Raw genomic sequence first — 13,422 nt, 5'->3', positions numbered from 1 at the left:
GCATGAAATCACTTATTCGCATGGAAGAGCTCATCAATAAAGTTGCTGACCTCCTCGGATGGCTCGCGAGCAGTCTCTTTCTATTGCTAGTTCTTAATGTATTTTACAACGTCGTAATGAGATACCTCTTTAATCAAGTATCAATTGGCTCGCAAGAGCTTGAGTGGCACCTTTTTTCTGCTGTCTTCTTACTGGGCATTCCTTACGCACTCAAGACTGGCGGACATGTTCGTATCGATATTTTTTACGAGCGGCAGACTGACAAGTCACAGGCAATTATTGATCTACTCGGTTGTCTATTTCTTCTTTTGCCGTTTAGTTTTCTTATTTTTTTCTACGGTTTGGGCTTTACTCAGGAAGCATACCAACTCGGCGAGAGTAGCGGCGACCCGGGTGGCTTGTCGCATCGCTGGATAATCAAAGCATGATACCTGTTTCTTTTTTCTTCTTGTTGATTGTAGGTACGGGCAAATCACTCAACGCTATACAGCGGATCATTTCTGAGAGTAAACCGACGGGAGCTGCATCATGACAGGTATAGTGATGTTTGTGTTTGCCTTATTTGCACTGTTACTGGGCTTTCCCGTAGCGTTCACATTTGGCGGTATTGCACTGATATTCGGCTTGTGGGCAGAGGGAATGGAAATATTCGCTTTTATGCCGTTTCGAATCATGAGCGTGATGGAAAATACGGTTCTGATGGCAGTACCTCTGTTTGTGTTTATGGGTCTTGTCCTTCAGAAAACCAGACTCGCTGAACAGCTGCTGGAGGCCATGGCAAGATTGTTCGGCAGCGTTCGTGGTGGTTTGGCCATTTCAACTGTGTTAGTGGGCTGTCTGTTGGCAGCCTCAACGGGCGTTGTCGGTGCATCAGTCGTGGCAATGGGCTGATTTCTTTGCCTGTGATGCTGAAATATCAATACTCAAAGCAATTAGCATGCGGAACAATCTGTGCTTCAGGCACACTAGGGCAAATCATACCCCCTTCAATTATTCTGATATTACTCGGTGATGTATTAGGCATACCTGTTGGCGATTTGTTTGAAGCCGCTGTACTACCCGGGTTGATCCTTGTAGGAAGTTATATTGCCTACATCCTAATTTATGCTCACTTTAACCCCAAGCTAGCAGGCGCAATGGAACGACAACAAGACCAAGACCGAATGTCAGAGGTCATTGATGCGTTGAAAGCCATCATTCCACCACTCGCTCTTATCATCATTGTATTAGGTTCCATCTTTGCTGGCATTGCTACGCCAACTGAATCTGCAGTATTAGGAGGTGTCGGTGCCATCTTCCTAGCCTCAGTATATGGCCAATTTTCACTGAAACTCATGTTCGAAAGTGCAACGGAAACAGTAAAAGTCACTGCGATGGTGTTTGGTATCCTTATTGGTGCGACCGCGTTTTCAATGGCCTTTACGTATACGGGAGGTGACTATCTTGTCGAGGAATGGCTCACCGCATTGCCGGGGGAAAAGTGGGGCTTTCTGATACTGACAATGCTGGTTGTATTGTTACTTGGCTTTTTCATAGACTTCGTCGAGATTTGTTTCATCATTGTTCCGATACTGGCCCCTGTCGCTGAACTCATCGGAATCAACATGGTTTGGTTCGCTATTCTGATTGCTATGAACCTTCAAACCTCGTTCTTAACACCGCCTTTCGGTTTTAGTTTGTTTTATCTCAAAGGTGTTGCAACTGAACGCATAAGAACAAGCCATATTTATCGTGGAGTTCTACCGTTTATTGCCATACAAATAGTTGTTTTATTGAGTATTTTGGTTTACCCAGGCTTTTACGGACTGAGTTAATCGAGACGTACAGACATTAAATTATTAGTCGCATAAACGGGGGGTATTAAGAATGTTCAAAGGAGAGGGTATGCCACTTAAGCTGAAAATCATCTTTATTACCGTCATCCCTCTCGTTGTTATCAGTGCGTTAATTGGCTGGATAACCATTAATCAGGCACAGTCTTTGGGTAAGAAAGAGGTGTCATCTTTTCGTGACAGTATGTTCAATAGTAAAGAGCAAGCACTTGAAAACTATATGCTCCTTGCGATTCAGAGTATCGACTATTTATATTCTGATATTAGGCAAGATGACGAAAACCTGAAAAAACAGGCGCTCAAAATATTACGTGATCTAAAATATGGTAGCGATGGTTACTTTTTTGTCTACGATCAATTTGGCACAAATCTAGCCCATCCTATCAAGCCTGAGTTGGAGGGGAAAAATTTAATTAATATAAAGGACGCTAATGATAATTTCATCATAAAGAGTCTTCTTGCCTCTGCGCGATCTGGAGGTGGCTTCCATCAATATCTATGGCATAAGCATCAACTAATGAAGTGGTACCAAAACTGAGCTATGCCATCTGGTTGCCGCGCTGGAATTGGATGGTAGGAACAGGTTTATATATTGAAGACATAGGTGAGCAAATTGAAAGTGTTAAACTGGATGTTGAATCGAATATAAACCAGACCTATATCGCTATTTTATCTATTTTGATATCGACTGTAATAATAACTGTTGTTGTTGCGCTCGCAGTGAATCTGCATGAGCATCGTATTGCGGACAAAAAATTAAGAGAATTAACCTTCAGAACAGTCATGCTACAAGAAGATGAGAAAAAGCATATTTCTCGTGAGTTACATGACTGTGTAAACCAACTCCTTGTATCCGCAAAGTGCCATATTGAATTAGTATCACAGCACCTTACAGATATTGGAATTAAAGATATTAACGCTCACTTAAAAAAAGGGGAGCACTCTCTTTCAAATGCTATACGCGAAGTAAGGAATATATCAAGAAACTTACGCCCATCAGCACTAGATGATATAGGTTTAAACGCAGCATTAGAATTATTAGCAACAGATATATCAGAGTTGAAAGGTATTAGTGTTGATACACACTTAGATCAACTTAAAATAGAGCCTTCACCCGAAGTAATAACCACGCTCTACCGCATAGTTCAAGAATCATTAGTCAACGTTGAAAAACATAGCCAGTGCAAAAGCGTCGACATTATTGTTTCTCAACTGGGTGAAAAGATCCAACTCATTATACGGGATGATGGCATTGGATTTAATTTTCTAGAGGCCATAAAGGGTGGCGGTCTTGGCCTTAAAAACATGCGTGAGCGAGTAGAGTTTATAGGTGGTGACTTCGACATTGTAACTGAAAAAGGACTTGGTACTGAACTCACTGTCCTCCTCAATCTAAACACGTATATGGAAGGGAAAACACATGGAAAGTATCCGTATTTTGTTAGTTGACGACCACAGAGCAGTGCTGGAAGGATTTGTTGCTCGAATTGAAAATGAAACTGGTCTCACGGTTGCTGGAACAGCAGTGAATGGTGCAGAAGCTCTCGAAAATGCGAAACTGTATAAGCCCGACGTTGTTCTTATGGATATCAGCATGCCGGTACTTAACGGTATCGAAACTACAAAAATGTTTAGAGATCATCACCCCGATATAAAAGTTCTCATTTTGACGATGCATGATAACAGAGAATATATTCAACAAGTCATGAGTTCGGGTGCGTCAGGATATATTTTGAAAGATGTGTCACTAGAGGAAATGATTAATGCAATCAAAGCTGTTCATGAAGGTGCGACATATTTTTGTCAAAACTCAAGTAAAGCGCTCTTTGAATCTTCTGCAAACAGGAAAAGAAGTGAGTATAAAAAAGACGTATTGAGCCAGAGAGAAACAACAGTTCTCATACTCGTTTCCAAAGGTCTGAGTAGTCGAAAAATAGGACAAGAACTGGATATCAGTGTCAGAACTGTAGAAACGCACAGACAGAATATAAAACATAAACTTGATCTATCAACAACAGCTGAGATGGTAGAGTACTCAATAAAAAACAACCTATTAAATTAAGTTGAAAATATATATTTAAAATGATGGAATTTTTTTCATAATGTATAATTCAATCACTATATTTTAAAAAAATTGAACAAAATTATTTATTTAATACAAAATACAAAATACAAACCATAAATGATGAGCTTTTATACACTCGTCGACAATAACTTCATCGCTAAATCTTTAATTCAATCATATATCAAGAGTAAAGCCACAGTAAAAGTAAAAAGGAGAAAGTGTTATGGCAATAGCGACAGCTCCAACTAAGAAAAATAATGAAGTAAATAATTTAATAGATAATGAACAAGGTAAAAATAAAGAAGATAATATACAGAGTAAAAAACAGGAAAGAAGTATAAACGCAGTTAAAAATAGTAGACAGGCACCGGGATTAAACCCGGTAAATAGGCTTAGCCAAGAGGACTTTAATAAAAGGTTAGTGAATGTTGATCAAACAAGCAGTCCGTTGCACAACCGCGCGATAAGAGATACAAGTTTAAGATCCTTAGCCTCACAAGTCGGAAGTGCCGTTGTAACTGGAGGGGTAGGAGGACTAATTACATACGCGCCTTCATTTGGTTTTAAAGCATTCCTGGATCAGTATATTAATGATAATTGGCCTTCGGGTCCTGTTGGTGAAGCTTTAAAGCCAGCAGTTCCGTACATTAGTAACACGATGGCTGGTATGAGACATGTTTTTGGTCAAGCACTTGCGGCGTGGGGTACTAATGCGCTCGGTCGCAAAATCGGCTTTGGCGGCCAGTATGATTACAAACCAGGTGAAAACCCAGCAGGAGCGATTAAAAGAGCGTTTGTAGGCACGGTAGGTACCGCAGCCACTGAATATCTCATTGGTAAAATGCAAAAAGATTTACCATTTGGGTATTTTATAGGGTCAATAGGTGGTGGAGCAGAACTAGACCAAGCAGATAAAGCCATTAGAGCTGCGCAAAATGGGACTTACAATGCACGTAATTTTGGTGATAGTTTTTCGCTTGGAGCTCAAAAGTTTGGTTATGGCGCCGCAGCAGCTTTTGCAACAGGAGCAACGGCACAGCTCGCAAAAGGCTTAGCAGGAGGACAGTACAAAAGCTTGAAAAATGCTGACCCGGTTGAACTTGCTAATGTGTTCTCAAAAATTGGCGGGTTAAAAGAGGTGCTGTCTCGTGGTGCGGCAGGTTTGACCGGCACCGCAATGATCGATGCAATAGGCCAAGGTTCTTCATCCCCTTACGCTAAGGCGGCAGGATTCATAGGAGCCTGGATGTTCAGAGACGAAATAAGAAAAGCGCCAGGGTTTGCACAGGATGTGATAAAAAGTGCTTACAAAGCTGCCCAAGGAGGAGGATTTAACTTAAACGGCATAGATAACGATGGCTTAGATAGTGATGACGCTATCAACATGCAGGATTTCAATAACCTCAATCGTGCCAGACGAGAAATTGGCGAAAAGGGTGTTGAAGCACTCCAACGATTAGGGCAAGCCATGGTCAAATCAGGGTTAACACAAGAGCAAGCCATAGCTAGTTTTAACCGATTCCTTAAAGACGGCAAAAAACTTACCTCTAGACAAGAAAAAGATCTGGAACAACTTGTCCAAGATATGGAGAAAGGGAAAATACCCAATAAAGAGCCATCTAATAATGCATTAATTCCACAAACACCGCAGAGTAGACAAGCAGCAAGGCTGTTTAATCAAGAGGTTGGTAAAAATAATAAAAATGTCACTGCCTGGCCTGAAGGCTCGATTGCAGAGTTTGGCCAGCAATCAGCAGTAAAACAATGGTGGCAATCAGGCAAAGGAGCGTGGGGGTTCGGGAAAAATAATAGCAAGAATCAATTTGATGGAGGATACGCCGTTAGTGTAGATAACAAGTTTGTGACGTCAAGTTTAGGTTCAGAGTGGAGTGGCTACAATGGGCATGCTACCTATAACAAAAATGGTACTCCTCTGATGCTTACTCTCGAGAGTAACGCCGGTACGAATGGAGTGCACAACTGGGTATGGTCAGAGGGCAATGGAAGATGGAATAAAACAGATACTATTTCATTCGAGAACTTTAATCATCGAAGGCTCAGTGCTGGCGGGCAATATGTCGATCCCGAACGTCAACTATTTAATCAGACCAAAGATAAGTCTTCTCTTTACTCCAAAGAAGGGTCTTGGAAAGATGCATTAAATCGAGACTCACTGCACAGTGGTTGGTCAGCATGGAGAAATGGTGACGCTAATGAAGGCTGGAAATGGGGAGAGAATGGTGAGGGTGGCTATGCCATTCCAGTCAATCAAGCATGGATAAACAATAATTTTGGTGATGGTAATGACTGGGGTACCGGAACTAGCAGGGCCGCAGGATGGGTTTACTACGACAGTGATGGAAACCCGAAGGGAGCACAACTGTTCAATAAAACCGCGCCATATAATTACGAGTATGTTCAGATGGACTACAACGGTGACGGCATTCATGAATCCGTGCCTATTGAGGTCACCTACACTCATTTAAAAAATGAACTATAAATTAAAAGAGCAGTGAAACTCTACATAATTGGCTTTTCATCTTTTAGTGACAACTAATGGTTGAGAAGCCAACTTTTCCATATCGCCCACATTTTAGTTATCACTCTCATATACAGTGACAAAAACTGAAATTGTTAAAAACAGCTATTAAAATTGCGTCGGCGTCTCTGATGAGCGCTTTGTGACTGAAAGCTAGGATAAAGTAAAGGCCATAGCCTTTATAAAAAGGTGTCTCAACTCCCTTCCCTACTTGTTGAAGCTAGTTGCCATCCCTACCCTATCAATCAGGGTTAAATCTCCCGTTGTTGGAATTTGTGTAAATGTCCTAAAAATCTATGTAAAAACCATAAGGAAAAACCATAAGGAAAAACAATGACACTCGGCGTAAAAGGACCAGAAGTAAAGCTAATTGAACACAACGAAAGCTGGGCGACAGAGTTCCAAAATGTAAAAGAGGCCTTAATTAGCATTACCGGGATTGCAGAAGAGTGCGTTCAGCATATTGGTAGCACGGCAATACAAGAGATAACAGCAAAACCCATTATAGATATCGCGATTGGTATTGATTCTCTCAATGACATTAACGACAAACTAACTAGCCAGTTGAAAACACTTGGCTTTATTCCCATGCGTCGTCAAATGATGGAAGGCCGATTCATCTTAGCAAAATACACTGACGATACTAAGCAGGTCAAAACGCACTATATTCATTTTGTTGAGCTCAAAGGAAGGGCTTGGTCTGACCTTCTTTTCTTCCGAGACCACCTGAATCAAAACCAGCAGGCCAGAGTAGAATATGCAGCCATTAAACAGCACGCAGCTGAAAAATATAACCATATTGAGCAGTACACAAATGCTAAAGAAGACTTTGTAAAAAATATCTATGCGCTAAACAACTAACGATAGAGAAAATAGCTTCAATAACTCTGTGAGAGGTAATACACCTCTCTTCATACCAATGAGTTATCGAGTTTAACCTTCCCTTACTTCTCTCCGTATTTTCCTTCTGCACTCGATCAACCCAACATTAATAATCTCACTCATGATCAATAGGTTTGTTATGGTTGGTCAAGAATAAGGCACTTGCCTTTTCTGGTTAAAGAGGCAAGTGATGATGAGTTCTCGCAAAACCAAGATGATTTGGAGTAAATTGAGTGATTGAATATAGAAAAGCATCTTTAAATAATATCGACGAACTAAAAACACTTCTCTGGAAATACGGCCCAAATGAATGGAACCATTTAACGCCTGAAGGTGTTGATAATGAGTTCAAGCTTGTTGAAACAGGAAGTGCGACAACAATCACCGCAATTTATGAACATGAAATCATCGGATTTGCTGTGTTGATTGAGGGAAGTAAAAGCCCCAATTATCTTGAGAAGTATGGCCCTGTAGAGAATATCTCTTTCATTGGTGATGTCGTTGTGTCTGATGAACATTCAGGGAAAGGTGTTGCAACGCAGTTGCTCACTGAGTGTATTTTAGAGGCGGAAGTAAAAGGTAAAGAGACTGTTCTTATTGAAAGGCATGAAGAAAACTTAGCCTCAGCGGGCATGATGAGAAAGGCAGGGTTTACTGTCATTGACACTTTTCTTGACACAGCTAAGCGAAATTCGGGGTCAAGAAAAAGTGTGATTCTTGAAAGCAAAATATAAACAGTGGAAACTATGATTACCGTTCTTTCAATGGCTTTATAACACTGTCTAAGCCTTCGATTTTAAGGGCAAGACAAAGCGCCATTAACGTGCCCAATTCGCCCGCAGGAAAGCCCTTCTTTTCGAACCAAAGTAAGTACTCGTCAGGTAAGTCAATCAGCACCCTACCCGCATATTTCCCAAAAGGCATCTGGACTCTGGCGAGCTTGAGCATATTTTCTTTTTCTAGCATGAGTGCACTCTTTTCACGGGAAATTAAACGGCCCAATTTGACCAATTTCTAGGGGTGGACTTACATAGACTGTTTTGCTTTGGCATGACCAGAAGTGAGGGTTGATAGCGTAAACGAGACTATGAGCAGCGCAGCAGCGATGTACTGTCGCAAAACCGACTAGTTTTTCCTCTCAACGTCGTTTTTACTATTGATAAAGTACATCTCCCCACATTCCAGACATTTATATTTCAACCAATGCCTACGTGTCAGCATCCTTTCTAGAATATTTCGGTGTTTTCGACGAAATATCGTACTTTTTTCGCATTCGGCGCAAAAAACCAGCCTGGTCATAACGGTCCCTCAGATGCGTCAAGAATGAATATTCTAAGGGACTACAAGTGAGAATTACTTAATGATGATCACATTTAATATGCAATTTATTATTAGTAATCGTTAATGTTAGTGACTTTAGTTCAAGCCACTACATTTACGAGATAGCTATCTTTACCACTCATTGAGGCAAGAATTTAAAGACTACGAATCTGTTGATCCAAGTTGTAGTTTTTCTCAGTGACTATTTTCTCAAGCACTTCAATACGTTCACGAAGTTCGGCTATTTCTTTTTCACTCTCAGCCTTTATTGCAGCAACGTCATCTAAAACGCTTCCTTGCTCGCTCGATTTATTTTTTGCTACAACACCAATCTGTAATACTTTTGTGACCGATAAGATGGCAATCACAATGACTGCAAATGTAAAGAAGTCCATTTCCCTAACCCTCTGTTTATTCGTACACATTGTTATAATTCACAGGGTAAGAGGCAAGCAAGGATGGTTAAGTGATGCAGCTCTCAGGCTGGGAGATAAAACAAGAAAATTGACACTGAGTTCACAGTGCCAGTTTGTGGTTAATCAGTTTACTGACCATTGTGACAGTGAGCGCTTAAAATCGTTGTAGTCAAACTCATTCAATTTCTGAATGTCACCGTTTTCCCTGCGGCAAAAAATTGATGGCATTCTCAAGCCATTGAACCAATTTAGCTTCACCATGGTGTAACCCGCGCTATCAAGAATATGCAGACGTTGACCAATTTTCAGCGGTTCATCAAATGTCGCTTCACAAAACTGATCACCCGCCAAGCACGAGCAACTGCCGATAACATAAGGGTATTGGCCTTGCTCAGAAGCTTCAGCAATTGAGGCTGGTTCGTTATAGATGAGCGTATCGAGGCGATGCGCTTCAGTCGCACTGTCTACTATTGCCGTTTGCTTTTCGTTTTCAACGATATCAACCACAGTCACCACGAGATCTGTGGTTTTAGTGATGATTGCTTCGCCCGGCTCAAGGTAAAGTTGTACGTTGTGACGTTCAGAGAATGCTTTCAATGCCGTTGCCAATTTTTCAATGTCATATCCTGGCCAGGTAAAGAATACACCGCCCCCGAGGCTCACCCAGTCAAGTTGATTCAGGTAATCACCAAAACGCTCGGAGATAGCTTCAAGCAAAAGAACAAAGGCGTCGACGTCTTTGTTCTCGCAGTTCATGTGGAACATCACGCCGTCGATACTTTCAAACACCGACGCTTCGATGTGATCGAACTGGACACCCAGACGGGAGAACGCACGGGCCGGATCAGCCAGATCCTGACCTGCATAACTTACTCCCGGGTTTAGCCGCAGACCAACAGAGGCTTTACCCTCGACCAAGTGGCGATACGCTTTGAGCTGGGATTGGCTATTGAAAATCATCTTATCGGCAATGTCTGCGACATCGCGAACATCTTGTTCGCTGTAACCAACACTGTATGCGTGAGTCTCGCCACCAAAGGTTTCATGACCCAGTTTTACCTCAAAAGGCCCGCTGCTGGTTGTTCCATCCAAATACGGTTTGATGATGTCAAAAACACCCCATGTAGAGAAACACTTGAGTGCAAGCACCAGCTTAACGCCAGATAGCGCTTTGAGGGTTTTGGCTTTCTCGAGGTTTTCGATGAGCTTTTTCTCATCAATCATGAAATAGGGAGTGGTAAGGTTTGTATCTGCGTTCATCTGTTACGGCAACCTGATAGTAATAAGCCAGCCTAAGGGCTGGCTTTGCTGTTAACTCGAGAGTTTTTACTTAAGGATATTAATTTGAGGTGCTTTGACTTCCAGCTCCTCAACACCCCAATCAAGACCGATAGTCGGCATTAACTCAAGGAACGGATCTGGGTTAAGTTGCTCGACGTTAAAGACGCCATTGCCTTTCCACTCACCCTTGAAGTACAACAGTGCAGCGGTAATGGCAGGAACACCTGTGGTGTAGGCGATTGCCTGATGTTCAACATCTTTGTACGCCACTTCGTGATCGGCATTGTTGTATACAAATACGCTGCGAGGCTTACCGTCTTTCTTACCCTGCACCCAGGTACCAATACAGGTTTTACCCGTGTAGCCCGGTGCAAGGGACGTTGGGTCCGGCAAAATCGCTTTCAGTACTTTCAATGGCTCAACCACCGTGCCGTCTTGCAAGGTGACGGGATCCGGTGAAAGCAGGCCAATATCGCGCATACAGTTGAAGTAGTTCAGGTATTTATCGCCAAAGCCCATCCAGAATTCGATACGCTTTGCTGGAATAAACTCTTTCAACGAACGGACTTCATCGTGCGCCATTGAGTAAACTTTGTGGCTGCCGACCAGTGGGAAATCGAATTCCATCATACGGGTATGGCAAGGGACTTGTTTCCACTCGTCATTTTCCCAGAAGAACGAATCACCCTGAATTTCCAGCATGTTGGTTTCTGGGTCAAAGTTAGTCGCAAACTTTTTACCGTGGTCACCCGCGTTAACGTCCATCACATCGATAGTGTCGATTTCATCGAACAGGTGCTTGTTCGCGTAAGCTGCAAACACGCTCACGACACCTGGATCAAAGCCCGCCCCCAGAATACCTGTGATGCCTGCCGCTTCGAATTTCTCGCGGAACGCCCACTGTGGATCGTAAGCTTCCGGCACTTGCTGACCTTCCGAGCACAAGTCAACAGCAACTGACGTGTCGAGGTAAGACACACGCGCCTGATAGCACGCTTCCATGACTGTCACATTGATCCATGGCGGTCCCGCATTGATAACCAGACCGGGTTTGACTTCTTTTATCAATGCAACCAGCGCGGCAACATCGTCGGCATCCACCGCACGCGCTTCAAGCTTGCGTGCAGGGTCTTTCAGGTTGTTGCGCCCTTTAATGGATTCGATGATCTTTTCACATTTGGTGACAGTTCGTGAAGCAATGGTGATATCACCCAGAATATCGTTGTTTTGCGCCGCTTTGTGAGCAACGACCCAACCAACACCACCGGCACCGATTTGAAGAATTGACATAATTTGATTCCTTTTTTCAAAAGCCAGCCCGCGCTATACGCTGCATTCAAGGCTGGCTGAGATAATTATTTCCGTATATTAGGATGCTGAAATCTGACCGCTCATGCTGTCAGCAAGCTGAGAGATGTTGTCTAACAGTTGCTCGAAATGCGCCATCTCAAGACACGGATTAAGAATGGTGAATTTCAGCGCAGCTTTGCCGTTAACTGTTGTTTCACCCAGAACCGCATCCCCTTTTACGAGTGCTTCGAGACGCAGTTGGCGATTAAATTGACACGTATTAATGCCTTCACATGCCATGCCGACATAACGGAACAGCACGGTGCTTAACGCGGGGTCCGCCAGAAGCTCAAACTCAGGACGATGACCGACAATATCAGCCACCTGCTGCGCCTGATTAATCAGGTGATCCACCATGTTACCCAGCGCTTGTGGACCGACATTCTGCATCGTCATCAGCACTTTCAGTGCATCGAAACGACGTGTCGTGGCGATAGATTTATCTACCAGATTTGGCAGCACATCGTCTTCTCGGTTCAGATAGTCAGCATGGTGCAGGAGATAGTTGAAATTCAATCCATCTTTCAGCAATACCGCACCACAGCTGATGGGTTGGAAAAAGAGTTTGTGGAAATCAACACTCAGCGAATCAGCACGCTCAATGCCTTTTAAACGGCTCTTGTGACGGCTGAGAACCAGTGCACCGCCATAAGCTGCATCGACGTGGAACCAGAGGTCTTCAATTTCTGCAATATCTGCCAGTGCGGCAAGGTCATCAATCGCGCCGTGGTCTGTCGTTCCAGCAGTGCCAACAACCGCAAAGGGAATAAGCCCTTCGGCTTTCAGTGCGGCGACCGTTTCCTGCACTTCAGTCACTTCGATAGCACCATTCTCTTTGGTACCTACGCAAACCACAGAGGACTCACCAAGCCCAAGTAGTGACGCTGATTTTTGTACCGTGAAATGGGTTTTACCTGAACACACGATCCGAAGCTTATCCGCATAGCTCGGTAGCCCCTGCTTCTGAACGGATTCGCCGGAGATCTTCTTCACTGCGTTATCACGTGCAATCAGAAGTCCCATCAGGTTACTTTGCGTCGCACCACTGGTGAAAATGCCATCGGAACCGCCGCCAAGCTCATATTGCTCAGCTAACCAGTCGACAACTTTTTGCTCAACATACGTTGCAGCACTGGCCTGATCCCATGAGTCCATCGATTGGTTCAGCGCAGTAATGAACGCTTCTGCTACAACCGCAGGCAACATAGGTGGTGTATGCAAATGAGCGATACAATGTGGGTGTTGAACCAGTATCGAATTGCGGCCTATCAAGTCACCTGTTTGTTCAATAACCGTATCCAGCGGCAGCGGTGTTTCACCCATTTGCTGCTGGCTGATCAAAGAAGCCAACACTTTCGGGTCCATACCACTGTAAGGCGCGTCTGCCTGCTCAAATATCTGCTTCAACGTGTGAGTCACTTTATTCATCGATGCTTCAAAGCTGTCTGCGCCTCCCGGCCCAGTATGAATAAAATGCTGTTTCCACTCCGCCAGCATGTTCTCTTTGGTGAGTTGAGGCTCCATTGGGCCTGCTGTAGAAATCACGGCTTCACGCATCACACGCAATGCAAAGTCAATTTCTTCAAAGCTAATGATGATCGGAGGCAAAAAACGAAGTACCGAGCCTTCCCTCCCCCCTTTCTCGATGATCAACCCGCGCTCAAGGCAGGCGCGTTGAATCGCTGCAGTGAGTTCCGGATCCGCCTCTGGCTCGCCAAATTTATTTTTACTGCCGTC

9 protein-coding genes and 3 pseudogenes are annotated in these 13,422 nt (G+C 43.5%); 7 read left to right on the top strand and 5 right to left on the bottom strand.

All coding sequences use genetic code 11. The features are described from left to right. The first annotated feature begins 2 nt into the window (after positions 1–2). From CS022_RS21495 to CS022_RS21465, 7 genes and pseudogenes are all read left to right on the top strand, one after another. Positions 3–532 (top strand): annotated as a pseudogene (locus CS022_RS21495) (TRAP transporter small permease subunit). Continuing rightward, a pseudogene (locus CS022_RS21490) lies at positions 529–1,814 on the top strand (TRAP transporter large permease). Before CS022_RS21495 ends, CS022_RS21490 begins: the two co-directional pseudogenes overlap by 4 nt. Positions 1,815–1,884: 70 nt before the next feature. After that, positions 1,885–3,281 (top strand): annotated as a pseudogene (locus tag CS022_RS21485) (cache domain-containing protein). After that, a complete protein-coding gene (locus CS022_RS21480) occupies positions 3,253–3,894 on the top strand; it encodes a response regulator transcription factor (RefSeq protein ID WP_129123981.1) in 642 nt (213 codons plus the stop codon). The pseudogene CS022_RS21485 and the gene CS022_RS21480 overlap by 29 nt, the downstream one beginning before the upstream one ends. 226 nt (positions 3,895–4,120) lie before the next feature. After that, positions 4,121–6,397, top strand: coding sequence for a hypothetical protein (locus CS022_RS21475; protein ID WP_129123980.1), 2,277 nt, complete (start codon positions 4,121–4,123; stop codon positions 6,395–6,397). 372 nt (positions 6,398–6,769) lie between these two features. Further along, complete coding sequence (locus CS022_RS21470; protein ID WP_129123979.1) at positions 6,770–7,297, top strand: GrpB family protein; 528 nt, start codon at positions 6,770–6,772, stop codon at positions 7,295–7,297. A gap of 254 nt (positions 7,298–7,551) precedes the next feature. Further along, positions 7,552–8,052 (top strand): GNAT family N-acetyltransferase, encoded by a 501-nt coding sequence (locus CS022_RS21465; protein WP_129123978.1) that lies wholly within the window; start codon positions 7,552–7,554, stop codon positions 8,050–8,052. Positions 8,053–8,068: 16 nt separating this feature from the next. Here CS022_RS21465 and CS022_RS21460 read toward each other — a convergent pair whose 3' ends face one another. The 5 genes from CS022_RS21460 to CS022_RS21440 all read right to left on the bottom strand — a co-directional run. Beyond that, positions 8,069–8,284 (bottom strand): DUF3820 family protein, encoded by a 216-nt coding sequence (locus tag CS022_RS21460; RefSeq protein ID WP_129123977.1) that lies wholly within the window; start codon positions 8,282–8,284, stop codon positions 8,069–8,071. A 509-nt stretch (positions 8,285–8,793) separates the two neighbouring features. Next, a complete protein-coding gene (locus CS022_RS21455) occupies positions 8,794–9,033 on the bottom strand; it encodes a hypothetical protein (protein WP_129123976.1) in 240 nt (79 codons plus the stop codon). A 144-nt stretch (positions 9,034–9,177) separates the two neighbouring features. Beyond that, positions 9,178–10,314 (bottom strand): carboxynorspermidine decarboxylase, encoded by a 1,137-nt coding sequence (gene nspC / locus CS022_RS21450; RefSeq protein ID WP_129123975.1) that lies wholly within the window; start codon positions 10,312–10,314, stop codon positions 9,178–9,180. Between the two features lie 66 nt (positions 10,315–10,380). After that, entirely contained in the window at positions 10,381–11,625 is a 1,245-nt protein-coding gene (locus CS022_RS21445) for a carboxynorspermidine synthase (protein WP_129123974.1), read from the bottom strand. A 78-nt stretch (positions 11,626–11,703) separates the two neighbouring features. Beyond that, positions 11,704–13,422 (bottom strand): pyridoxal phosphate-dependent decarboxylase family protein (locus CS022_RS21440; RefSeq protein ID WP_201746338.1); only part of this gene is annotated, 1,719 nt, incomplete at its 5' end.

Source organism: Veronia nyctiphanis, from assembly GCF_004116385.1.
GTDB lineage: Bacteria > Pseudomonadota > Gammaproteobacteria > Enterobacterales > Vibrionaceae > Veronia > Veronia nyctiphanis.
This window is presented reverse-complemented; position numbering and strand designations above follow the sequence as displayed.